General features: G+C 37.1%; 12 protein-coding genes. 4 read left to right on the top strand and 8 right to left on the bottom strand.

From position 1 onward, the window contains the following. Nucleotides 1-143: 143 nt before the first annotated feature. The 7 genes from bglX to H7U22_RS16890 form a co-directional block, all read right to left on the bottom strand. Nucleotides 144-2363, bottom strand: coding sequence for a beta-glucosidase BglX (gene bglX / locus H7U22_RS16860; RefSeq protein WP_187072514.1), 2220 nt, complete (start codon nucleotides 2361-2363; stop codon nucleotides 144-146). Between the two features lie 15 nt (nucleotides 2364-2378). Beyond that, nucleotides 2379-3455 (bottom strand): endo-1,4-beta-xylanase, encoded by a 1077-nt coding sequence (locus tag H7U22_RS16865; protein ID WP_187072515.1) that lies wholly within the window; start codon nucleotides 3453-3455, stop codon nucleotides 2379-2381. Between the two features lie 8 nt (nucleotides 3456-3463). Next, nucleotides 3464-5293 carry a glycoside hydrolase family 2 protein gene (locus H7U22_RS16870; RefSeq protein WP_187072516.1) on the bottom strand — a complete coding sequence of 610 codons (1830 nt, stop codon included), beginning with the start codon at nucleotides 5291-5293 and terminating at the stop codon, nucleotides 3464-3466. Nucleotides 5294-5398: 105 nt separating this feature from the next. After that, complete coding sequence (locus tag H7U22_RS16875) at nucleotides 5399-7147, bottom strand: RagB/SusD family nutrient uptake outer membrane protein (protein WP_187072517.1); 1749 nt, start codon at nucleotides 7145-7147, stop codon at nucleotides 5399-5401. 11 nt (nucleotides 7148-7158) lie between these two features. Beyond that, entirely contained in the window at nucleotides 7159-10233 is a 3075-nt protein-coding gene (locus H7U22_RS16880) for a SusC/RagA family TonB-linked outer membrane protein (protein WP_187072518.1), read from the bottom strand. A 38-nt stretch (nucleotides 10234-10271) separates the two neighbouring features. After that, the gene (locus H7U22_RS16885) at nucleotides 10272-11966 is read right to left on the bottom strand and encodes a RagB/SusD family nutrient uptake outer membrane protein (RefSeq protein WP_187072519.1); all 1695 of its coding nucleotides are present in this window, start codon (nucleotides 11964-11966) and stop codon (nucleotides 10272-10274) included. Nucleotides 11967-11970: 4 nt separating this feature from the next. After that, nucleotides 11971-15108 carry a SusC/RagA family TonB-linked outer membrane protein gene (locus tag H7U22_RS16890; protein ID WP_187072520.1) on the bottom strand — a complete coding sequence of 1046 codons (3138 nt, stop codon included), beginning with the start codon at nucleotides 15106-15108 and terminating at the stop codon, nucleotides 11971-11973. A gap of 441 nt (nucleotides 15109-15549) precedes the next feature. On the opposite strand from H7U22_RS16890, the gene H7U22_RS16895 reads away from it, so the two are divergent. After that, entirely contained in the window at nucleotides 15550-16563 is a 1014-nt protein-coding gene (locus tag H7U22_RS16895; protein WP_262890371.1) for a LacI family DNA-binding transcriptional regulator, read from the top strand. On the opposite strand, the gene H7U22_RS16900 is transcribed toward H7U22_RS16895, so the two are convergent. After that, nucleotides 16560-17789 (bottom strand): MFS transporter, encoded by a 1230-nt coding sequence (locus H7U22_RS16900; RefSeq protein ID WP_187072521.1) that lies wholly within the window; start codon nucleotides 17787-17789, stop codon nucleotides 16560-16562. The genes H7U22_RS16895 and H7U22_RS16900 overlap by 4 nt on opposite strands. Nucleotides 17790-17959: 170 nt before the next feature. Here H7U22_RS16900 and H7U22_RS16905 point away from each other — a divergent pair, with 170 nt between their 5' ends. The 3 genes from H7U22_RS16905 (at nucleotide 17960) to H7U22_RS16915 (ending at nucleotide 26792) form a co-directional block, all read left to right on the top strand. Beyond that, the gene (locus tag H7U22_RS16905; RefSeq protein WP_187072522.1) at nucleotides 17960-18403 is read left to right on the top strand and encodes a MarR family winged helix-turn-helix transcriptional regulator; all 444 of its coding nucleotides are present in this window, start codon (nucleotides 17960-17962) and stop codon (nucleotides 18401-18403) included. Nucleotides 18404-18513: 110 nt separating this feature from the next. Next, nucleotides 18514-19350 carry an MBL fold metallo-hydrolase gene (locus H7U22_RS16910; RefSeq protein WP_187072523.1) on the top strand — a complete coding sequence of 279 codons (837 nt, stop codon included), beginning with the start codon at nucleotides 18514-18516 and terminating at the stop codon, nucleotides 19348-19350. Nucleotides 19351-20171: 821 nt separating this feature from the next. Continuing rightward, nucleotides 20172-26792, top strand: coding sequence for a polyketide synthase (locus H7U22_RS16915; RefSeq protein WP_187072524.1), 6621 nt, complete (start codon nucleotides 20172-20174; stop codon nucleotides 26790-26792). Nucleotides 26793-26797: the final 5 nt, after the last annotated feature.

Consider the following 26797-nt stretch of genomic DNA (forward strand, 5'->3'; position numbering starts at 1 on the left):
CCAATTGCCCGTTTGTACTTACTATATTTTCTTATATGTCTATATGGTGAAATTATTTAAACCAGCGATGCTAAAATATAATACGCTTTAAGATTCCCGCCTGCGCGAGAATGACGGCAAAAGCACAACCAAATAAGTGCAAACTATTCAACCAACACAAAATCCTTTTCTAATTTTATATTGTTCGATGCCGTACCAATCATTAATTTAAAATCGCCTGGTTCTGCGCCCCATTTTAGTTGTTGGTTATAAAAGGAGAGCTTTTCTTTATTAATCGTAAATGTAATTTTCTTACTTTCTCCTGCTTTCAGCATTACTTTTTGGAATTCTTTTAGTTCTTTAACTGGGCGCACAACAGATGCAAACTTATCTTGAAGGTAAAGTTGAGCAACTTCCTCCCCATCATACTTCCCTGTGTTTTTTAAGATAAAACTCACTTCGATTTTCCCATCAATTTTTAGTTGTGGAGCACTTAAAGTTAAATCCGCATATTCGAAAGTGGTGTAACTTAAGCCGTAGCCGAAAGCAAATTTCGGACTATTCGGTAAATCCATATAAGCCGAACGGTAGCGGGTATCTTGGTCGTTTTTAGCCGGACGACCTGTACTTAAATAATTGTAATAAACCGGGATCTGTCCTTCATCACGTGGAAACGTCATTGGAAGTTTTCCAGCAGGATTATAATCACCGAACAAAACGTTGGCCATTGCATTTCCAGCTTCGCTCCCCAGCCACCAAGTGTACATAATCGCCGGAACGTTATCGGCCGTCCAGTTAAAAATTAAAGGTCTGCCTGCCATTACCAATACCACAACAGGTTTTCCAGTAGCTTGCATGGCTTTTATTAAGTCTTCCTGAACCCCGGGAATGTGAATATTCGTTTTGCTTTTGGCTTCTCCGCTCATATCCAGCGTTTCACCAACCGCCATCACAATAACATCTGCCTGTTTGGCAACATCTATAGCTTCGGCAAAGCCGGTTTTAGAGGAATCTGAAATTTCGCACCCCTTTGCGTAAAGCAATTCAGTTTTATCACCAAGCTTATTTTTCAAGCCTTGATACAAGGAAACGAGATTATCTTTTTCCCAAGCAATAGACCAAAAACCCTGCATATCCTTTTCAGATTTCCCTAAAGGACCGATAACGGCAATTTTCTTTAAGTTTTTAGATAAGGGCAAAACCTGATTGTTGTTTTTTAACAGCACAATACTTTTTTCTGCCATAGATAAAGAAGCCTTTCTATTTTCTGGCGAATTCAATTCCTTTTCTTGACGGGCCTCATTACTAAAACGATAAGGATCATCAAACAATCCCAGTTCGAATTTCTTGCGGAGAATTCTCCTTACCGCATCATCAATTATGGCTACCGAAACTTTTTTATCGGCAACCAACTTGGCTAAATTTGGCAAATAGCTTCTGCTTTCCATATCCATATCGCTTCCTGCTTTGATGGCAAGTTCAGCTGCTTGCATTTTATTTTTGGCAAAACCATGATCAACCATTTCTCCAATAGAACCCCAATCACTGACCACAAAGCCCGTATATTTCCATTTATCCTTTAAAATATCTCTCTGTAAATAGGCATTTCCAGTTGCAGGAATTCCATTTAAAGTATTGAAAGAATTCATAAAAGTTGCAGCGCCAGCATCAACCGCAGCCTTAAAAGGAGGCAGATAAACTTCCCAAAGGGTATGGTCGCTCATATCAACCGCAGCATAATCTCTTCCGGCAATTGCAGCACCATAAGCGGCAAAGTGTTTTGCACAAGCCATAATCGCATCCAAATTTCCCAATCCTTTGCCCTGAAAACCTTTAACTCTAGCAAAGGCAATTTTAGAACCTAAGTAAGTATCTTCTCCGGCACCTTCCATTACCCTTCCCCAACGTGGATCGCGGGCAATATCAACCATTGGAGCAAAAGTCCAATGTACGCCAGATGCAGCTGTTTCCCTTGCCGCAACACGAGCAGCATTTTCCATTGCAGCCAAATCCCAGCTAGCAGCCTCGGCAAGTGGAATTGGAAAAGTAACCCGATAACCATGAATTACATCTAAACCAAAAATCAACGGAATTTTCATTCTCGATTGCATGGCAACTTCCTGTACTTCGCGGGTTTCTTTTGCACCACGAACATTTAACATCGAACCCAATTTTCCATCCCTAATGTCTTTTAACTTATTTGGGTTATTGGTAATCGGCCCTGTAGCATCGCGATCTCCAGTATACTGATTTAACTGACCGATCTTTTCATCCAATGTCATCAGTTTTAAAACAGAGTCGATTTTCTTTTCTATCTTTTGATTTTGGGCAAAAGCAGAAAACGATAGGGTTAAAATAAAGGCTAATGGTAAATAATGTTTCATCTGTGTTTTGTATTTCTATTTAACTCCGTCTAAAATTCCCTGGTAAGCAGCCTTTCTTTGGTATTGCGCATCAAAAGGCAGTGGCCAATCCGGTCTATTGTAATTGGAAGGAATCCAACTGTCGGCATCGGTTACATTCCATGTGGTAATTCCAAATTGCTGACTTTTAGGGATTGCATTATATGTTTTAACTATAAATTTATACTTAACAGCCTGTTGTTCTCCAAGCGCTGAGGTATAGGTTAATGCTTGATTGTTATCTGGATTTAAGGCAATATCGAGTTCGGAAATGTGAATTTTCAAGCCTGTTGCTGCAGCAAGATTTATGGCGCTTGCTAAGTTTGCATCGCTCTGCGTTACACGAGTATGCATTTGCAAGCCAATTCCATCAATCGGAATTCCTTTGTTCTTCAAGCTTGTAACTAAATTTAAAATGGCTATTCTTTTTGTAGGTCCAAATTCATGACCATAATCGTTGTAAAATAATAGCGCATCTGGATCGGCTTCATGTGCATATTGAAAAGCTCTACCGATATAATCGGCTCCAAGTTTTTGTAACCAAATGCTATTGCGCATGGTTCCATCTTCATCAATGGCTTCATTTACAACATCCCAAGAAACTACTTTACCTTTAAAATAACTAACTACAGCTTGAATGTGGGTTTTCAATAAATTTTCCCAATCGGCCGTTGTGCCCTGAAAGTTGGTTACCCAATCTGGCAAAGATTTATACCAATTTAAAGTGTGGCCATGAACTCTTTTTCCATTGGCTTTTGCAAAATCGACCAAATAATCTGCATCAGCAAAATTGTAAACATCCTTTGATGGATGTACAGATGCAAATTTCATCGCATTTTCTGCCGTGATGCTGTTAAATTCTTTCACCACTAAATTCCGATAATTCGAATTGCTTTTGAGCAAACTAACATTCACCGCAGCACCCATTGGAAAAGGCAAAGTAGCTTGCAAAGTTGTTTCTGCTATAGGCAATATTGGCGTTGGCTCGATGCTGGTCGCCTTATTTTTTGCGCATGAAAAAGTCAGTAAAGAAACTGACAGAATAATTTTTGTAACTGTACTGACTTTTTTCATGACGTTGATTATTTATACTTGGTCTGCATTTCACTGTAAAAATCTTTCAATACAAAAAAGGCTTTCTTTTTCTTACCTGTTTCGCTGATTAATCCTTTACGGTTCCAAAAATTTTGATAGATAGGATGTTGTCTTCTAGGTGATCTAAAATCAGCTAAAATCCAAGGTGTCATTCCACGTAAGGCACCAATTTTTGTAAGCATTTTAATTTGGTTTTTATAAAGTGCTTCTTGGTATTCTTCGCTCCAGCGCGTGTTTTCATCGGCGTGGAAACCACCTAAAGCATCGCCACCAAACTCTGTAATTACTACAGGTTTTTTATATTTGATATCAAAGTTATACTTGGTAATTTCTGAAGGATTACCGCCCCAATACCAGCCGGCATATTCGTTAAAGCTTACCAAATCAATTTTCTCTCCTAGCGGATCATTTAAAATAATGTTGTTGCCATCGCGATGAACTTCTAAAGCAGCAGCAACCAAACGCGTATCATCCAACGATCTAGCGGTTTCTGCCAAATTGCTCATAAAACTTAATCGGGCATCGCTTAACGGTGTTTCGTTTCCGATAGACCAAACGATCACACTTGCTCGGTTTTTATCGCGAACAATTAAATCGGTAAGTTGCTGTTTAGCATTTGCATAAGTGGCCGGATTGGTCCAGCTGATGGTCCAATAAACCGGAACTTCAGCCCAAACCAATAATCCCATTTCATCGGCCAGGCGAATCATTTCCTCATTATGCGGATAATGCGCCAAGCGAACATAATTACAGTTCATATCTTTTGCCCATTGCAACATCATGCGCATATCACCTTCAGACCGTAAACGACCAGCTAATAATGGGTTTTCATCATGCAGGGAAATCCCTCTTAAAAATATCGATTTGCCATTTAAGAGAATGCTATCGCCATCTACCTGAATGGTTCTAAACCCGATTTTATCGTTGATATCTTCTTTGTCGGTTTTAACGTTTACGGCGTACAGTTTTGGGCTTTCCGGCGACCATAGACTTAGGTTGTTCCAAACAAATTCATCGGTTATTTTACCTTCTGAATCGGTTTTATATTTCTTTTCTAATTTTAATTCGGGAATAGATAAGGTTACTTCCTGATTGGAAGTAGCATCTGCTAATTTTACGGTAAAGTTTAAAAGGTTTTTATTTCCTTTAACCAACTGGAGTTTATAATCGCTGATAAAATGATCTGGAAATTCGGCCAAATAAACATCACGAGTGATTCCGCCATAGTTCCACCAATCGGTATTTACCGTTGGAATTTCATCTTGCTTGCGGATATTATCAACCTTAAGGACAATGGAGTTTTCGCCCAATTTTAAGTTATTGGTTACCTCAAACTGAAATGGTGTGAAACCACCTTTATGCACACCTAATTTCTTTCCGTTTAAATAAACATGCGCCTCATAATTTACAGCAGCAAAATAAACGTAATATCTTTTACCCTTTTCAGGCTTGGCATCAAACTTTCTGCGGAGCCAAATATTGCCTTCGTAAAGCTCCAATTTTTCCGATTGCGAGTTCCAATCGCCTGGAATATTCATCTGCGGAGAATGATCGAAATCGTATTCGATTAATTCTGATTTATCTTTTTGAACTTTATCATCAAAGTAGCCTCCAGTTCCGGTTTTAGATTGATCAAAAGGATCATGTCTGTAGTCGTAATAACCGTTTTCGTAAGGATCGATAATGTAATTCCATTTGCCATTTAGGCTTAAAACTTTACGTGCCTGAATGTTTTGTATAGAGCTAACTTGAGCGTAACTGATTGATGAAAGAAGCGAAAAGCAGATTAAAAATACTCTAAAGGTCGATTTTAACATAAGGTGTTTTTTTAGCTATAAATTAATTTATTGTTAAAACTAACAATTAATTAACGGTCGGTGTTTCCACCGACCGCCTAAATTTGAGCAAAATTTAGTTTTCCTTTAATATCCTGGGTTCTGGCCCAATTTCGGTGCCCTATTTAATTCATTTTGAGAAATTGGATATAAATAATTTTTTGCGGTGAAAACTCTATTCTCTACCGTAAATGGTGTGTAAGTAAAAGTAGTTGGAGTAATTTGTGTAATTCTCATACCTGTAACTGGTTTGTTAAAGGTTATCTCCCCTTCTTTCCAACGGCGAACATCATAAAAACGTTGCTCTTCGAAGCAAAGCTCTACCCTACGTTCGTTACGAATTCTTTTACGCAGTTCTACTTGTGTAGGTGCTACGTATGCATTGCCCGCAGGATTTGTAACCTGCAAAAGTGGCATTTTAACACCTGTTCTATCTCTTATTAAATTAAGCACTCTTAATATTTCGGTTTGAGCACCAACACCTTGCGCTTCATTTAAAGCTTCAGCATAGTTTAACAACACTTCTGCATATCTAAAGAAAATCCATGGTCTTCGTACGTTTGTAGTTGTACCGGGGCCCCAAGCTGCACTTTCACTTAAATACTTACGCATGTAATAGCCTGTTTTGGTGGCATTTACATTTAAGCCCAAACCATCTTTTCCACCTACGAAAGTTTCTACAGGTTTACTTTTAAAGTTATTTGCGGCTATAATTGGTTGAACTGAAGCGGTGTTAAACAAAACAGTAAAGCCTAATCTTGGATCGCGGTTTGCGTAAGGGTTTGTTGCTACGTAACCAGAAGTTGCATCGCTTATGGGTTTCCCAGTAGTTTTCATTTCGAAGGCATCTACCATTTCCTGTGTTGGGTTGGTACGGCCGTTTGCAGCATCGTAACTTATTGGTGCATTGTTGGTTTCAATGGCAACCGTATTTAAGGTAGAGGTTGCAAAAATAGTTTCAGAGTTGAATGCACCATTATTCCATAACCAGATATTAGGGTAAGAAGTGTAAATAGAATGTTTATTCGTATCCATTAATCTTTTAGCTGCATCAGCAGCAAGTTGCCATTTAGATAAATCGCCAGTTGTGTTGTACTGTGGGCTGGCTGCATATAATAATAATCTTGCTTTAAGCGCCATTGCAGCAGTCTGTGTTGCTCTTCCACGCAGTGGGGTACTCCATTCTGTTGGCGATAGAGGCAATCTAGAAATTGCATCTTCGCAATCAGCCGAAATCTGTTTAACACATTGGTCAAAAGAATTTCGGGGCAAATCCAAATCATCCGTTACCGTAAGGGTTTTGGTTACAATTGCAAAACTTCCGTAGCGTTTAAGCAATTCGAATTGAAAAAATGCTCTCAAAAAATAGGCTTGCCCTTTTAAACGAGCAATTTGAGAATCGAGCGTTTGGTTTACCGGATTATTTGCAGGGAGGGTTTCATCTGCAGGGATAATAACCGCACCATCAATTTTTTCGAGAAACATATTTGCTTTACGAATGCCAGAATACATGGCGAAATACACGTCATCGAAAGTTCTAACCGCACTCCAAGTTCCATTGTTCAATACATTGATAGATGAATTTTGGTTGGAGTTTACGGCTTCATCAGAACCTGAAGCCAGTAACGCTCCATCGTCTAAATCATAACGATCTGAAAGTGATGCATAAACATTGTTCAAGAAATTCCGAGCATAATCTGGATTGGCCCAAAGTTGAGCTTCTGTAACATCGTTACCTCCACTAAATGAACCATCTTGAAGAAATCCGTCTTTTTTACATCCGGCTGCATAGATGGCTACAACAGCAAGAATTATATAGAATATATTTTTTTTCATTGTCTTATCTATTAAAATTTCAAGTTCACACCGAACGAATATATTTTCATATAAGGATATGAAGAGTTGTAACCCGATTCTGGCAACTCCGGATCGATTGGAAGATCGCCAAGCTGATCAAAAGTGATTAAGTTTAAACCACTTGCATAAAGACGCAGTTGTTTAATTTTAAGCTTTTTGGTAAATGATGATGGCAATGAATAACCAATTTCCGCATTTTTCAATCTGATGTAATCACCAGATCTGATCCAGAAATCTGAAGCAGCTGTATTGTTTCCGCGATCTGTTAAAAGTAATCTTGGATAAGGCGCTGAAGTGTTGCTTGGCGTCCATCTATCTACACTGAACTGGTTTAAGAAACCATTATTCGTATTCCCGGCGTTAACCAACTGTTGAATGGTAATGGAGCGACCGCTTGTTCCTTGAAACAAGAAATTTGCATCAAAATTTTTGAAGGATAGCGATGCACCGAATCCAAAATAAGCTTTAGGCACGAAGTTGAAATCTGTTCTTACCCGATCTAAATCATTAATTACACCATCACCATTCTGATCTACATATTTAATATCGCCAGGCCTAACATCTTTCGATAAAATCTGCTTTGCAGAAGCATCTATCTGTGCCTGACTTTGGAAAATACCATCAGAGATTAACATATTGCTGATGTAACCTGCACCTGTATTTGCAGTAGCTGCCGGCGAAATTACACTCGAAATTGGATGACCCAATTGTTTTTGATATTCTGGCAATCCAGCGCCTTCATTTATGGCTAAAATTTTACTGGTGTTGTAAGTAAAGTTTCCGAAAAGATTAAGATTCAGTTCACCTATATTTTTATTGTAATTAACGCCTGCTTCAAAACCTTTATATTCTGCTTCGCCTTCATTAACATAAATTAAAGATTGACCCAAAAGACTTGGCAGTAAAGAAGCTGTGGTTAAATCTTTTCTATTTTCATAAAAATAATCTGCACTGATGGAGAGCGATTGTTTAAACATTTTGGCATCGAAACCTACACTTGTTTTATAAGCTTTTTCCCAAGTAAGGAATGGGTTTGCCAAAGCCAACTGACCGGAGCCACTAACGCCTGTATAACCTGTACCAAAAGTATAACCTGTTGCACTTCTGGTAAAGAAATCGTTGTAAGCAAATCTTCTTGCTGTTCCAATTGCATCGTTACCAACAAGTCCGTAAGAACCTCTAATTTTCAAGAAATCTAGAAAACCAGTTGAGCCTTTCATAAAACTTTCATCAGAGATGATCCATCCGGCAGATGCAGCAGGGAAAAATCCATATCTAGAATCTGGAGCAAAAACTTCAGACCCAGCATAAGAAGCGGTTAAATCAAGAAAGTAACGTTGGATGTAATTGTAAGAAATTCGGTTAGACCAACCTTCTCTTCTTGCATCCAAACTGCCGAAAGAAGCATAATTTGCTCTAGAGACACGGGTACTCACTTTAATATCGTGTTTTCCGAAAGTTCTATTGTAATCAAAACCTGCCCAAAACTCACTTTTCCTAACGTTTCCAGAAAATACATTACCTTGATAATCAACTTTTGCAGCTGTACCATAAGTAGCGTAAGTTCCATCTGCTTTTAACTCTGAAGTTGCATAAGACTGCGTAAATCCAGAACGGTATAAACCGGCAATATCATAAGCGTAAAAAACTTCGCCAGATAAGCCTTTTAAAATGCCATCCATTTTTTGTTTGGCCCTGATGGTGGCAATCATATTACGAACAAGGTCTGTACTGGCACCTTTTGCCTCAAGCATTGCCTGTGGATTGTTCTGTGTAAAAATTGATGTTCCTCCGTAAGAACCATTAGGGTTTATTACTGGAAAAGCATTTGGTGGCAAAGAATATACCGTATTTAAAAAGGTTGCGGTACCAGCATTTGGAAAGGTAAGGTTGGTAATTCTACCACCAATATCCAAAGCAACGTCTAAGTTTTTATTAACGTGCAAATCTAAATTTGTTCTTAAATTATACCTATTGAAATCGGTATTTGCATCGTATGTATCGTTGTGCCCACCTTTGTAAAAACCACCTTGTTGGTAAGCACTTAATAAGGTGTAATATTTAATAAAGGCATTCCCACCGGTTACAGTGGCCACATAACGTTGTGTTGGTGCTACACTTTTGGTAAAGTCTTTTACAAAATTATTGTTTGGGTATTTAATCGGATCTGATCCATCTTGGTAAGCCTGCAAAGCTACAGCGCCGTAAACCGGAGCGCCACCATTATTAACCGATGCTTCATTATATAGTGTTGCATAAGTATAAGAATCTAATGGTCTTGCAACTTGTAAAGGTGCTTGCAAACCAGCCTGTGCATCAAAAGTTACACTTGTAGACGTTGCACTTCCGCGTTTCGTTTTAACATAGATTACACCATTTGCTGCATACATGCCGTACCAAGCTAAAGTTGCTGCATCTTTTAAAACGCTTACACTTTCAATTTCACCCAAATCCATCGAGCTAAAACTACGCTCAATTCCATCTACCAGAACTAAAGGCTCTTGGTTGCTATTGTAAGAAGAACGGCCACGAACCAAAAAGCTCGATGCATCATAACCCGGTTGCTGAGATCCACTTGGATAAATTGCTAATCCTGGGAGTCTGCCTGTGAATACATTTGTTAAAGATGAAGAAGGAATCTGCGGAAGATTATCTGATGAGATTGTACTAATAGTAGCCGTTACTTCTCTCTTTTTTCTTACACCGAAAGGAATGTAAACATTATCATCATCGCCAGCATCAATTAATGCCTTAATTAAAACGATATCGCCTTTATTTACTTCGCCTGCAGGTTTAAGCACCATTCTATAGCCAACGTATTTAAAAACAAGTACATCACTTGTAGTGGCTTCTATGGTAAAAATTCCATCTGCTCCTGTTGTTACCGATTTGTTGGTTTTATCTTCTTGAAGTGATACTGCAACACCCGCTATTGGCTTTTTATCTTCACCAACAACCTTTCCAGATACCGTGATTTGTTCATCAGGGGTTTGCCCGTAAACGTTTAGCATGCCGGCCCATAAAAAAAGCAGACAAACTATATATTTTGATTTTATTAATTTCATTTTGAATAAATCTTTTTAGCGTTATATTGATTAACTGACTATTCCCAACCTGGATTTTGTGTTAACACTCCCTTACTTTTATAAATCTCTGCTCTAGGGATTGGATAAAGGTTTTGTTTTTCTGTCCAGGTTTTTTGGAAAGTTTGGGTAAGCACAAACGGCGTATACACAAAACTTCCATTGGTTAGTTTAACCACATCCATACCTTTCATTGGCACACCAATAGTTGTCGAACCAATTTTCCAACGCATAATATCATACCAGCGGTGATCTTCAAAAGCAAGTTCTATAGCACGCTCGTGTCTTATAGCAGTACGCATTTCATCTTGAGTCATGTTCGCTTTTAAACCATAAAGATTATTTACACCCGGAGCAATTAATGCACGTTGGCGAATTGCGATAAGTTGAGCGTAAACACTCGCATCAGGACCAACTGCTTCATTTTGTGCTTCGGCATAGTTTAGCAAAACCTCTGCGTAACGGAAATAGATGTAGTTAAGCAAAGTTGTGCTTCCACCAACTGTACGGTAAACTTCTGGCCAGTATTTTTTGCAATAGTAGCGTGTAGCGGTATAAGTAATTGTAGTGCTGTAGTCTAGTGCGCCAGCTGGTGTAGACCACATTTGAATGGCTCTACCCTGCCACGGTCTATCGTTATAAATGATGTTATCGTAAAAACGTTGCTCGCGATTTAAATATGGCTTTTGCGGATCGTAACCAGAAGTAGGATCTGTAATTGCTTTTCCATTTGCCATCTCATACATATCAACATGATTTTGAGTTGGGTTCATTTGTCCTTGAGCACCTCCAGAACCTGGAGACATCGAAAAATCCTGCATCATTTCTCCAGCTAAAGGTGTATTGCCTTTAATTCTAATCATGATGTATTCTGGAGAATTCGGCACGTTCAAAATATCAGAATAGGAAGCCTGAAGTTGATATCTTCCATCCATTAATGTTTGAGCAGCAGTTGCAGCCGCTTGCCATTTTGTTTTATCTCCTGTAGGATTATTTAACGGGCTTGCAGCGTACAAAAGAACTCTAGCTCTTAATGCCTGAGCAGCGCCTTTAGTTGGGCGACCATAATCTGAAGCAGAATAATCTGTATCGTTTCCAAGTTTGGCTTCTGCAATAACCAAGTCAGCAAGAATGTACTTGGTTACATCATCAAAAGAACTGCGTGGAAGATTTAGTTCATCATTTACATCATAAACCTTATCTACAATCGGTACGCCTCCAAATCTTTTGGTAAGTTCGAAGTAAGACATTGCACGTAAAAATCTCATTTCGCCTTCCACCCTTACCGGTTGGAAAATTGGAACTGTTGCGGGCGGTGCTGGCGGAACATCGGCCAATCTAGCAAGCATTTTGTTTTCGATGGCAATCCCTGCATACATTCTTTTCCAGATGTCGTAAATATCATTTAATGATGCTCCATTGGAATGATCGTGATATAAACCTCTATTTAAAGTAGTTACTGTACCTTCTGAGTTTCCGGAAACAGCTTCATCTGATGCCTGAGCAACACAACCACGGTGATCATTAAATCTTACATATTTGTTAATTACATAATTGTATGCATTATCTGCAAATCTTGCGGCCTGTGCCGGATCTGCAAAAATTTCATCCTCACTCAAAGCAACGCCTGGTGTTCTTTCTAAAAAGTCTTTCTTGCAGGAAATAGAGAACAGCGTTAGTAAAAGGACTGCTGTATATATTTTATAGTTTTTCATGATCTTAAAATTGAACGTTTAAACCAAAATTGTAAATTTTCGACGTTGGATAAAGCGCTTGTAAAGGGAAGGCTGTATTAACTGTATTCACGTTTTCTGGATCTATATAAAACTTATATTTTGTCCAGGTGTAAATATTTTGTCCCTGTAAGAAAACCCTAATATTACTCAGTTTCAATGAGCTAGTCCATGTTTTTGGAAGATTCCACGCAAGCTCGATATTTCTGATTTTTAAGTATGCCGAGTTCTGTAAAGTGAAATCGTTCTGAGCATAATTTAAAGAGGCTGTTCCACGAGCGTGTAATGCTGGCCACGTTGCGGTTGAAGCTGTCGCCGGCGTCCAAGCATCCAGCATGAATGGATACATTTGTTGTCCATTGTTTTGTTCGTTTAAAATTACATTCGAACTTACGTGTGCAACTCCTTGAAACAAGGCTGAAAGTGAGAATCCTTTGTAAGTAACCCGCGGACTAAAACTATAGATGTATTGTGGTGTATTGGTATAACCGATTGCATCTTGATCCAAGTTGGTAATTACGCCATCACCATCCAAATCTTTAATTTTTAAATCTCCGGGGATTGGATTGTAACCGGATAATTTAGGTGAAGCAGCAATGTCTGCAGCAGACTGAAAAAAACCATCGGTTTTATAACCAAAGTACTGGCCAACACTGGTCCCTTTTCTAACTAACGAGAATGGTAAACCATCTGGCTCATCATTTTCAAGGATTTTATTTTTGTTGTAACTGATCTGTGCGTTTAAGCCTAGCGTTACACTACCAACAACCCGCTGGTAATCAAGCTCTACTTCGTAACCTTTATTATAAACAATTCCTTTATTTAAGTTTGGATATGAGTGACCGAAGAGTGCAGATCCGCTTAAAGTTGGCGTTAAAATATCTTTACGAGTTTCATCAAATACATCAACCGTCATTTTAAGATTATCTTTTAAAAACCGAGCTTCTAAACCAATGTTCCTTTTTGTACCCGTTTCCCAAGTAACCTGATCATTTCCCAAAGCATTATCGGCAATATAAACCGTTGGATAATTTGATAATGAAAGTGGGTTTCCGAATGGTGCGCTAGAATTGGGCTGATAGGTTGTTAAAAACAAAAAGCGATTATCTGAAATCCTATCGTTACCAACCTGTCCGTAACTTCCTCTAATTTTTAAATACGTTAACACGTTGTTCTTTTTCCAAAACGGTTCGTTGGTAAGCGTCCAACCTGCAGAAACTGCTGGAAAGAAACCATAGCGCAACCCTTTTGCAAAGTTTTCCGATCCATTATAAGAAGCATTAAATTCTGCAAAGTAACGTTCGCCATAATTATAGGTTACACGACTTGCAATACCTTGCGATGCTTTAGGAGGAGCCGTGAATGGTGTTGAACCTGTTGATTTAATTAACTGGCGAGTACCCAAAAGTAGAGCACCAACATTGTGTTTACCAAAATCGCGATTGTAATCGAAACCGCTTTGTATGTTCATATTGGTACTGCCCTCGGTTACACCACCATCCTGAACTGCTCCAAGAGGCTCATCACGATTACGGGTATCGGTAGATAAAGTAGCCTGACCAGTTGCCGCGTTATACACGTAAGCTGCCCAGTTTGCATTTCGTCTTTCGGTATTATTGTAATAAGAGTCATAACCGAAAACGGTTTTAAAGCCTAATCCTTTAGTGATAAAACCCAATTTATAATTTAAGTTAAAAGTACTTTCAATAGTATTTGTATCATCGTTTCGAGTTCCAAAACGGGTTAAAACCGCGTAAGGATTCCAAATATTGGTACCGATGTTTGGGTTGGCCGTAATTCTGCCATCAGGAAGAGTAACTGGATAAGCATAAGCTGGAACCTGAAGAATACGAGAAATCATCCCCTCAATTGTATCATAAGAGAAAGCTGAAGATGATTTTAATCCAGCAGGCTGATAACGATCAGCAAAACGACCGCCCAATTTAATGCCTACGGTAAAATCTTTGTTCAATGTTAAATCTACGTTAGAACGGAAATTATAACGATTGTAATTTGGAACGGTGTTGATTCCGTATGGCGAATCAAACTTTTTAAAGATACCATCCTGAAAAGCATAACCTGCGGAAACAAAGTATTTTGCAATTTTTGTTCCACCGTTAATATTGATGTTGTGTTGCGTTTGCGAATAGAATTTTTTAGTTAAATAATCAAACCACTGTACATCGGGGTAACCAATTGGATCAGATCCATCTTTAAATTTTTGCAATTCAACATCCGAAAAGAATGGTGCCTTGCCATCATTTACATAAGATTGATTTAATAAAGAAGCGTTTTCAAACGCTGGAAGTCCAATTGCCAAACCTGTATAAGTTTGTAAAGCGTAGTTACCCGTGTAGGTTACTTTAGGCTTCCCTATTTTACCCTGTTTGGTAGTAATTACGATAATACCGTTTGCACCTCTAATACCATAAATTGCAGTTGAAGCTGCATCTTTTAAAACCGTTACCGATTCGATTTCGTTTGCGTCTACATCCGAAAAACTTGGGCGCTCAATTCCATCAACCACAACAATTGCGGCATTGTTAACGCCATAAGTTGCTACACCTCTTATTTTTAAGGAAGCACCATCTGCACCCGGCTGTCCGCTCGTTTGTACGGCGAGTAAACCAGGCAACCTTCCAACTAAACTGTTGGTTGGGTTTGGAGTTGGCGATTTCATTACATCTTCGGCTCCAATTTGAGCAACCGCCCCAGTTAAAGTCGATTTTTTCTGTGCGCCATAACCAACAACTACAACTTCATCCAATCCTTGCGAATCTTCATCTAAACTTGCATTTATAGTTGTTTTGCCATTTATAGCAACCTCTTTATTTATATAACCCACATATACAAATACCAGTGTACCTGTGGTGGATGCAGTTTTGATGGAAAACTTTCCGTTATCATCGGTTACTGCACCGGTTTGTGTTCCCTTAACCCTAACACTTACGCCTGGTAAGGTTAAGCCTTTGGCATCTTTCACTGTACCCGAAATTGTTGTTTGAGCAACGGCAACTAGCGAAAAAAGTAAAAGGAAAGTGAATGAATAAAAGATTTTTGCCCTTTGAGTGGCCTCAAATTTAAAAAATGGCAAAATCCTTTTCAAAATGTAAAGTCTATCCATAATTATTAAAAAATTAAATCTATTTGGTTGAAATTTAATGCGTAGTTAATGCTGATTAGATAAGCCTGGGAGAAAGCGATTTTTCTGCAACAGTTATGAGACAGAAAAATTTATTTTCTTAGAATTATTGAATCAGTAAGTTTAAAAAGATTGTACGATTTTGTCTTTTAAACGTAATCTTCCGCTTATAAAAAGAGAGCGATTTTACGAGAAATAGAATGATCAGTATTGAGTATTTTCAAAGCAATCAGGGCTGTAAGTAGAGATTCTTTCATATTTATTTGGTTAGTTGGTTTTAGCGAATACGAATGTAGAAAGTTGTCTAGATAAAAATCATTATTAAAATGGTTACAAAGGCACAAAATCGACTAGAATAGCATTTCAAACGTTTGAAATAATTGAGAAATTTTACTTATCTATGCATAGAGATTGGAAAAGAAGATGCAAAACACCCCTATTACGCTTAAGTTCTTGGCTGAAAAGCTAAAAATGTCAGTATCAACAGTATCTAAAGCCCTTAATAATTACCCTACAATTAATGAATACACCAAGAAACGTGTTCAGGAAATGGCTCGTGATTTACATTTCACGCCAAACAAATCTGCCATTAATTTAAAGGAAAGAAAATCGAGAATTATCGGAATTATTTTGCCTAATTTATTGGATTATTTTTTTACCAGAAGCATTTATGGCGTAGAACAATTCGCCATGAAAAATGGATATAACGTAATCATCAGTCAATCTCATGATGAACTTGAAAAGGAAATCCAGCTGGCCGACATGTTACTTAAAAGCCGTGTAGATGGATTAATTGTTGCCATTTCTAAGAATACCCAAGATTTTGGTCATTTAGATCAGTTTGAGAATATGGGCATTCCTGTTGTTTATTACACCCGAAACCCAAGTTTTAATTTAAGCTGTCATAAAGTTTTGGGCAATACTTTTCAAGGTTGCTATCAGGCAACTAAATTCCTGATTGATAGAGGCCATAAAAAAATTGCCTATCTCGGCGGACCGAAAATGATCAACTTTACGCACGATCGATTTAATGGGTATATTAATGCTCTGAAAGATAACAATGTGCCTTTTAAAGCTGAATTGGTTGCTTATACAGATTTTGACAAGGAAAATACGGTTTCAGCAATTCAGAACCTTTTTAACGATGCCGAAAATATGCCTACAGCTTTGGTTGCCTTTAAAGAACCAATTTTATTTGATGCCATTAAATACCTCAAATCAATAAACCATCCGAAATTTAACGAAATTGAATGTATCGGTTTTGGAAATACGCCATTCATCAGCTATTTGGATTCCCCTCCTATTGCTTCCATTGAAGAAAATCCGGAATCGGTGGGTGAAAATGCAATTAAATTATTGCTTCAGTTGATCAATAGAGAAATTGAAATTCAGGATTATCAAAAAATAATGGTCGATTGCCAGTTGGTTGTACACTAACTCATTGATATTGAATTTTGCTTGACGTCATTTTTATGCTTTTCATAATACACGTAAGCACCTACAATTAACAAACCAGCAACCCCTTCAAATGCCACAACAGTTTGTGTTCCAAATTGGTGGGCGAAATAACCCATTAATAAACTGCCGATTGGCAAAACGCCTTGATAGGCCATAATGTAATAGCTTAGGGTTCTGCCTCTCATCAAATCGTCTGCATGGGTTTGCAAATAAGTATTTATTGATGAAGTTTGCGCCATTAAGCCTAACGCAGCCAAACCTGTACAAATCAGTGCCAAAATTAATGATGGAGAAATTGCCAGTGCAATAACCGAAACGGCTAGCAGCAATGCAGATAGAATTATGATTTTTTGAAGATGCTGGCCAGCTTTTAAAGTAGCCATGTAAATTGCACCAAAGAAAGCACCCAAACCCGCAGCGCTTTCAAACCAGCCAAATGTTGTAGCAGTTCCATTAAAAATATCCTTTGCAAAAACAGGAAGCAAAGTTGTAAATGGAATCACCAATAAGCTTGACGCAGCCATCATTAAAATCATCGAAGCTAAATCTGGAGATGTGCGTAAATATTCATATCCGTTTTTGAGATCAACCCAAATATTTTCTGTTGATTTTTTATGTTCCGATAAATTTAACTTCATCATTAACAAACAGATTAACACGGCTATAAAACTTACAAAATTGATTAAAAAACAAACATCTTCGCCCAAGGTGCTTAATATTACACCCGCTAAGGCCGGCCCTACCAATCGGGCAGCATTAAAAACCGAAGAATTTAGGGCAATTGCATTTGGTAAATCTTCTTTATCATCAATTAAGTTAACCATTAAAGATTGCCTTGCAGTTACATCGAAAGCATTTACCAAACCCTGAACTAATGAAAGCGCTGCAATCCAAAAAATATCGTAATGTTTAAACCAAATCATTAAAGCCAGCGCTCCTGCTTGGAGCATTAAAATGACCTGTGTAATGATGAGGATTTTGAATTTATTGTGCCTATCTACATAACTGCCTGCATATGGAGCCAAAACCAACGATGGGATTAAGCTTAAAAAAGTAACCAGTCCCAGTAAAAATGCCGATCCTGTTAAACGGTAAATTAACCAGCTTACAGCAACACGCTGCATCCAAGTACCAACTAATGAAATAGATTGACCAGTAAAAAATAACCTGTAGTTATAATGCCTTAACGAACGAAAAATACTCATGTTTAAAATAGTAAAGTAACTTTACAAAATTAGGAATTTTTTATTAGTCTGTAAAACTAAAAAGAAACGTTTTTATCACATTTAAATCATAAAAACTCTTATCCACACTCAAAAATGATTTAAAATGAAATAAATATACATTATATTTGTAAAGTACATTTACCATTATTATGCCAACCCAAACTCAAGAAATAGCAGCCAAATTGCGGAGTACAGTCACCCGCCTAACTAGGCAATTACGCAAGCAAAATGTAAGCTCGGAGTTTAGTAATGCCGAGTTATTAACCATGTCTTTATTGGAGCAACACGGAAAATTACTCTCCACCGAGCTTGCTGATATGGAAAGGGTTTCGAAACAGGCAATCTCTCAAATCATTAATAGACTATTTGATGCTAAGTGTGTAGAAAGATTTCCGAGCGCAGAGGATAAGAGAAAAGTATTTATTGGATTAACAAAATTGGGCGAAAAACATATTGTTGCCACAAGAAAAATTAAAGAAGAATGGTTGAGCCAAACTATGGAGAAGATATTTTCTACAGAAGAAATTAACTTGATCCAAGCCTTTTTACCACTTTTAATTAGACTAGTGGAATATAACGGAATTCGAGTTTAATTTTGCGGCATCATTGCCGTAACCGCTTGAAGAAACTAGATCAATATCCAACCTAAATTAATTCACATTTTTGTAGTCGACATAAATTAGCCTTATCTTGCACACTGAAAATGGCATTATACTTTACATCAATAAATTCGGGCAGTAATGGCAATTGTTACTATGTTGGTAATGATCAGGAAGCCGTGTTGGTTGATGTTGGTTTAACTTGCAAAGAGGTAGAAAAACGAATGTTGAGACTGGGCTTACCCATCTCGAAGGTAAAAGCCATCTTTATTTCTCACGAACATAGCGACCACATTAAAGGACTTGCTGTATTAGCTAAAAAATACAAGCTTCCCGTTTACATCAGCAACGATACGCTCAGAAACAGCAAATTATTGCTTGATGGAAATAATGTTTATTCACTATCTCATCTTCAATCGATTAGTGTTGGCAATTTAAAAATAGCTGCCTTTTCAAAACATCATGATGCCGCAGATCCTTTTAGTTTTACAGTAGAATGCAACAATGTTAAAGTTGGCGTTTTTACCGATATAGGTTCAGTTTGCGATCGTTTAATTTATCATTTCAAAGATTGCCAAGCTGCTTTTTTAGAAGCAAATTACGATACCGAAATGTTACAAAATGGAAGTTATCCGTACTTTTTAAAAAGAAGAATCACCAGCGGGAAAGGGCACCTAAGCAATGCCGAAGCACTAGATTTATTTCTGAAACATAAGCACGAGCACATGAGTCATTTATTGCTCGCTCACTTATCAAAAGACAATAACGACCCCCATTTGGTAGAAACCTTGTTTAAAGCTGTCGCCGGAAGCACCCTAATAAAAGTGGCTTCTAGATATGAGGAAAGCGAGGTTTATTTTGTTCGAGGCAAAAATACAGAAACTGAAACTTATAGTTTCAATCCCGAACTCTACCAACCTGCACAGCTTAATCTTTTTTAAAAAAGACTCTTTTAATTAACAAAACACCAAAATCTTGGTATTGATGCATTCATAAAATTTAGAGAAGTTTGTGCTGTTAGAATTAAATCATCGGGACGATTTAGATTAACTTTCAAAAAGGGATTAATTTATTAATCTCTTTTTTTTTTAAAACAATTTTTTGAGCTGTTGGTTTTACTATTACTTCATAAATAGTTTGTTTGGTTTAAAGGGGCTTATGGATTTAAGCCCCTTCTCTTTCCCAAAAAACCACTACCATATACCGAATTTTCGGTATTGATTTTGCCAGATCATTGTTGCATTTTTACAAAATTACTAATCAATAAATTAGCTTAAAATCCGCGTTTTAATGCGTTTTTTTTACACCGAAAAGGAGTAAAATTCTTAAACAAGAATGTTATTTCGTGTAAATTTCCTCATACAAAGTCAAATTATGACACATATTCTGTATCATAAATGCGTCTATTTTGCTATATTTGGATTGTAGTTAAATTATAAATTTGTGAAGGTAATGTTATGATTTTGAGACTCTTTAAATCTTTACAACCATATAATTAATTATTTTAACTAATTGTTGCCCCTATTTAATTGTCAATATCTAAAGAAGTGTGTCAGATACATCTCTATATATTTAATAAATGCTCTTATGCCAAACAAGTCTAATCTCAACATAAATATCTCAAGATATAATTCTTTATATCAAGACAATACATCACTCAAAAGAATATTTTTTATTAAAGTAATTCCAAGAATACAACAGTAAGCAAGCTGATTAGTTTTAATTTTATAGTTAATAAATATTATCCCTATTTATTTTTATTATGACAACCGTAAGTACAATAAATGATATTTTTTCTGAGCAAGCCAAAGCTACGCCAGAAAATATTGCTTTAGTACATAACGATAAAGCAGTAACATATTTAGAATTAGAAGAAAAATCAAACCAACTTGCCCATTATTTAAGAACCAAAGGCGTTAAAGAAGATACTTTAGTTCCCGTTTTTATTAATCGTTCTATAGAAATGATTATTGGTTTAATGGGAATATTAAAAGCTGGCGGTGCTTATGTACCAATTGACCCAGAATACCCTAGAGATCGTATTGAATATATATTAGAGGATACCAAAAGCAATCTTTTAATTACAGATTATTCTAGCGCTCAATTGATCAAGGATTTTGCTTTCGATGGTGAGGTCATAAATCTGCAAACAGATTGGTTAAAAATTTCTGATCAACCACTTTCCGCCCCTATAACAGATTTAAAGCCAAATAATTTGGCGTATATTATCTACACTTCTGGCTCTACCGGTAATCCTAAAGGCGTTATGATCGAACATCACAATGTTGTTCGCCTTTTCTTTACAGACCAACCATTATTCGATTTTAAAGAAACCGATGTGTGGACAATGTTCCATTCATTCTGCTTCGATTTTTCTGTTTGGGAAATGTATGGAGCACTTTTATTTGGAGGAAAATTGATAATCGTTCCTAAAGAAACAGCTAAAAATGCCCAAGCTTTTGGCAATTTGCTTATTAAGGAAAAAGTTACAATACTAAACCAAACACCATCAGCTTTCTATATTCTTCAGGATTATATTCTGAATCAAGCCTACGTAGATTTACGATTAAGATATATTATTTATGGAGGCGAAGCCCTAAATCCTTCAAAATTAAAAACTTGGAAAAATCGTTTTGAGCATTGCAAGCTCATCAATATGTATGGAATTACAGAAACAACTGTTCATGTTACATTTATTGAAATAACCAATGAGCATTGCGAAAATAGCAAGAGCGTAATCGGTTCTCCAATCCCTACGCTATATGCTTATGTATTAAACGATGCCCAAGAAAAAACCAAACTAGATGAAGAAGGCGAGCTTTACATTGGTGGCGAAGGATTAGCCCGTGGATATTTAAATCTACCCGAGCTTACAGCTTACCGTTTTATTCAAGATCATTTTAGTAACGATGTAAATGCCAGATTATACAGAACTGGAGATTTAGCCAAACAAATGCCCGATGGAAGTTTCGAATACTTGGGTAGAATTGATGATCAAGTAAAAATTAACGGTTATCGAATTGAGCTAGGGGAAATAGAAACTAACATAAACCATTTTGCAGGCGTAGAACAGACCGTAGTTTTAGCTAAGGAAAGTTTTTTTGGAGAAAAAAAGCTTGTTGCCTATATTAAAACTAGCAATAAAATAGATCAGCAATTACTAATTAAGTTTTTGCAGAAAAAAATGCCCGATTACATGGTGCCCCGAATTTTCATCAAAATGGATGAAATTCCACTCACGAGTAATGGCAAAGCAGATAAGAAAGCGCTTAATAAAATAAAAATAAGCAGACCAGATTTAACAACAATTTATAAAAAACCAAAAACTGAAACTGAAGAAAATCTTTATTCGGTATGGAATGAGTTTTTGGAGATAGAAAAAATCGGTGTTCACGATAATTTCTTTGAACTTGGTGGCAATTCGCTTTTGGCTCAAAGAACAACCGCAGAGCTGAAGCATAAGTACGATTATAAACTTGGTGTTACAAAACTTTATCAATACCCAACAATTGCTGATTTGGCAAAGTTTATTGATAAAACAAGCGCTAACAACAAAGCAAAGACCATAAAAACTTCAGCATCATCAACATCTTCGGATATAGCTGTAATTGGTATGTCTGGCCGTTTTCCTGGGGCAGAGACTATGGAAGAGTTTTGGGATTTGATTTTACAGGGCAAGGAAACGACAACTTTTTTCAAGCCATCAGAAATTGATGAAAATATTCCAGAAAATATTAAAAATGATCCATCGTATGTAAAAGCGAGGGGAATTATAAAGGATGCAACTCAGTTCGATCCAGCTTTCTTCGGAATAAATCCAAAACTTGCCGAATTAATGGATCCTCAGCAAAGAGTATTTTTAGAAATTGCTTGGGAAACTTTAGAAAAAACAGGGCACTTACCAACTAAATACAGCAATAAAGTTGGCGTATTTTCTGGTTTCGGAACCAATACTTATTACGAAAACAATGTTTTATCTCATTTAGATAAAATAGAAAATCAAGGTAAAATTCAAGTTTTATCTGTTAATGAGAAAGACTACGCAGCATCCAGAACAGCTTATCATTTAAACTTAAAAGGCCCTGCGGTAAGTATAAATTCAGCTTGTTCTACCTCTCTACTTGCCATTACGCAAGCGGTAAACAGTTTAAGAGCAGGCCAATGTGCTATTGCTTTAGCGGGCGGTGCAAGCATTACCTCGCCCATTAACAGTGGCCATATTTATCAGGAAGGCAGTATGTTAAGCGAAGATGGACACTGCAAACCATTTGATGATTCTGCAACCGGAACTGTATTTAGTGATGGTGCTGGCGTTGTACTTTTAAAAAGATTAGATGAAGCCGAACAAGATGGAGACACTATTTTTGCTGTAATTAAAGGGGTTGGAATAAATAACGACGGTTTGGGAAAAGGCAGTTTCACTGCGCCAAGTACCGAAGGTCAATCTGATGCAATAGCCTGTGCAATTCAGGATGCCGGAATTAATGCATCAGAAATAAGTTATGTAGAAGCCCACGGAACGGGTACACCAATTGGCGATCCAATTGAATTTGAAGGACTTGTTGATGCATTTGGAGATCAAGAAAAAAAACAATATTGTGCAATAGGATCAGTTAAAAGTAATTTCGGTCATTTAACACAAGCAGCCGGTGTTGCCGGATTAATTAAAACCTGCTTTGCCCTTTATTATAAAAAACTGCCTGCTTCTTTAGGATATTCTATTCCCAATAGAAACATAGATTTTGAAAACAGTCCATTCTTTGTTAATAGTACCCTAACAGAATGGGAAACCGAAAACAAGAGAATTGCAGGCGTTAGCTCTTTCGGTGTTGGCGGAACAAACGTTCATATTATTTTAAAGGAATATGAAAATGAGTTTCAGGAATCTGCTCCAGAGCATAAACAAACACTAATTACCTGGTCTGCAAATTCTGAAGCAAGTAGAGAAAATTATGCTTTGGTCTTGGCAAAACTTGTCCAATCAGACCGTGAAGTAAAGCTGGCGGATCTTGCCTATACGTTAAACAAATCAAGAGTTGATTTCCGTTACAGGAGATTTGTAGTCGCTTCATCAAAAGAAGAATTACTTGAAACGCTGGATAAAGCGCCATCCACCCAAGCCAATCTACTTACTGAAACCCCAAGCGAAATTGTTTTTATGTTTCCCGGACAAGGTGCACAGTATTTAAACATGGGCTTACAGTTATATAACACTGAACCTGTTTATAAAACAGCAGTAGATGAATGTGCTGAAATTCTTTTAAAATACATCAATCAAGACATCAGAGAAATTATTTTTCCAAAAGAGGTTTCTGATGAAGCAAGTGATAAATTAAAAGACACCAGATGGACTCAACCCGCATTGTTTGTAACGGAATATGCGTTGGCAAAACTTTGGATAAGCTTTGGTGTCGAGCCAACTCTTTTCTGCGGACACAGTATTGGCGAATACGTTTCTGCGCATTTAGCAGGGATTTTTTCACTAGAAGATGGCTTGAAGCTCATTTCTACCAGAGGATCACTTATTAGTGATTTACCTAATGGAGATATGCTTTCTGTTAGAGAATCTGCCGATATCGTTTCTACATATTTGAAAGATGATTTGAGCATTGCTGCAGTTAACAGTCCGAAATTAGTAGTTGTTGCCGGGCCAAAAGAACAAATTGCAACTCTGAGTAAAACACTTGATGAAAGCGAAATAGTAAACAAGTTATTATTTACAAGTCACGCTTTTCATTCGTCGATGATGGACCCGATTTTGGATGAATTTAAAGCTGTGGTTTTAAGCGTTAATTTATATCCGCCTAAAATCCCAATTATATCAACCGTAACAGGCCAAATTTTAACAGATGAAGAAGCTTTAGATCCAATGTATTGGACACTTCATTTAAGAAAGCCGGTTATGTTTGCAAAAGCAATCGAATACATATTAGAAAATAGTTCTCCAATCTTTTTAGAGGTAGGCCCAGGAAATGTTACCGCTACTCTAACAAAACAGATTGCAGCAGGTTTGTCCAAATCTTCAAAAGCAATTTCTAGCATAAGTGCTAATCAAGATGAATACGGTTCTATTTTAAAATCCTTAGGTCAATTGTGGATGTATGGAGCAGAACCTAATCTTGATAGACCGTTTGAAAACGATAAAAGGGTATTTATAAATCTCCCAACCTATCAATTTGATAGAAAAAAATATTGGGTAGATATTCTTGGCAAAAAGATAGAGACAACAAACCAAACTATACATTATACCGATTTAACCAATCAAGACACGATATTAAGCACTCATATTATGAGAAAAGATAATCTTACAGCTAAAGTTAAACAAGTACTCGAGGATGCATCGGGAATTGAAATGGATGGAATAAAACTAGATGAGAATTTTTTAGAAATCGGTTTAGATTCTTTACTGCTTACTCAAGTTGCAATTTCGTTAAAAAAAGTATTTGGCTTACCTATTACCTTTAGAAAATTAAATGAAGAATATTCTACCATAGAAACTTTGGTAGAATACTTGGATCAAAATACACCACAAGACGCTGTTCAGGAAATTCAAAATTACTCAGCACCAACAAATCATGTGGCTCAACAAATCCAATTAACAGTACCACATTTAAATGGGCATGCTCCAACACAAACAAGTGATAGCGCATTAGGTTTAATTGCCCAGCAGTTAGAAATTTTATCTAAACAGGTTATGTTGATGCAGGGACAGGCTCCATCATCAGCTCAAAAACAGCAAGTAAATTTTACGCCATCCGTTTCAAAACCAACCCAAGAGGTTAAAACTAATGATTCTGACCTTTCTGTAGAGGAAAGAGCTGAAATTCAAAAACCATTTGGAGCAACCCCTAAAATTGAAAAACAATCATCAACGTTAAATCCTAAACAAGAAAAATTTCTGAAAGATTTAACGGAACGATATAATAAAAAAACCTTTAAAAGTAAGCAGTACACCAGCGAAAGCCGATCTTACATGGCCGATCCACGAGTGGTAACCGGATTTAGGCCAGCTACAAAAGAGCTGGTTTATCCTATTGTAATCAATAAATCCAAAGGCAGTAAAATGTGGGATTTAGATGAAAATGAATACATTGATGTGCTTAATGGTTTCGGTTCAAACATGCTTGGCTATCAGCCAGATGTAATTAAGGAGGCCATGCATGATCAGATTGAAAAAGGTTATGAAGTTGGGCCACAACATGAATTAGCTGCTGAAGTAAGCAAGCTAATTTGCGAATTTACGGATTTTGATAGAGCTGCGTTATGCAGTACAGGTTCTGAAGCCGTTTTGGGTTGTGTAAGAATTGCAAGAACCGTTACCGGACGATCGCTAATTGTGGCATTTACAGGTTCTTACCATGGTATTGTTGATGAAGTATTGGTAAGAGGAACAAAAAAACTAAAATCTTTCCCAGCTGCTGCTGGTATTATGCCAGAATCTGTTCAGAATATTTTAGTGTTAGATTATGGTACCGATGAAGCCCTTGCTATTATCAAAGAAAGAGAAGATGAGATTGCTGCAGTTTTAGTAGAACCCATTCAAAGCAGAAGACCAGAATTTGTACCTATAGATTTTTTAAAGGAAGTAAGAGCGGTGACTGAAAAATCGGGTGCTGTTTTAATTTTTGATGAAGTAATAACAGGTTTCAGATTTCATCCTGGTGGAGCGCAGGCAATATTTGGAATCAAAGCCGATCTTGCTTCCTATGGCAAAGTAGTTGGCGCTGGCACTCCCATTGGTGTTATTGCTGGAAAAAGCTATTTAATGGATGCTTTAGATGGTGGAAACTGGAACTATGGTGATGCCTCCTATCCGGAAGTTGGCGTAACTTATTTTGCAGGAACATTTGTTCGCCACCCTTTGGCACTCGCTTCAGCAAAAGCCTCTTTAACTTACATGAAACAACGTGGACCAACTTTACAGCAAGAGCTTAATGAAAAAGGCGAATACATTTCTGGATTGATAAATGAAGAGTTTGAAAAAAGACAATTGCCTATATTCGTTGCGAATTATGGTTCTTTATGGAAAATAAAATACCAGGAAGAAATTCCTTATAGCGAATTACTTTTTGTGCTATTAAGAGAAAAAGGGATTCATATTCTTGATGGTTTCCCTTGTTTTATAACGGAGGCAACTTCTTATCAAGACATTGAAAAAGTTGTTGAAAGTTTTAGAGAAAGTTTAAATGAAATGACTGAGGCTGGTTTTTTTCCAGAAATCAATCAAATCAATAAATCTTTTGATCCTGCCTCTGTTGTACTCAGTGCGGATAACCCACCAGTTAAAGGTGCTAAATTAGGAAAAGATAAAGAAGGAAACCCTGCATGGTTTATCGCTGATCCCCATAAAGAGGGAAAATACTTGCAGGTGGCGACTAATTAATATAT

The sequence above is a fragment of the Pedobacter fastidiosus genome (genome assembly GCF_014306625.1).
Taxonomy (GTDB): Bacteria; Bacteroidota; Bacteroidia; order Sphingobacteriales; family Sphingobacteriaceae; genus Pedobacter; species Pedobacter fastidiosus.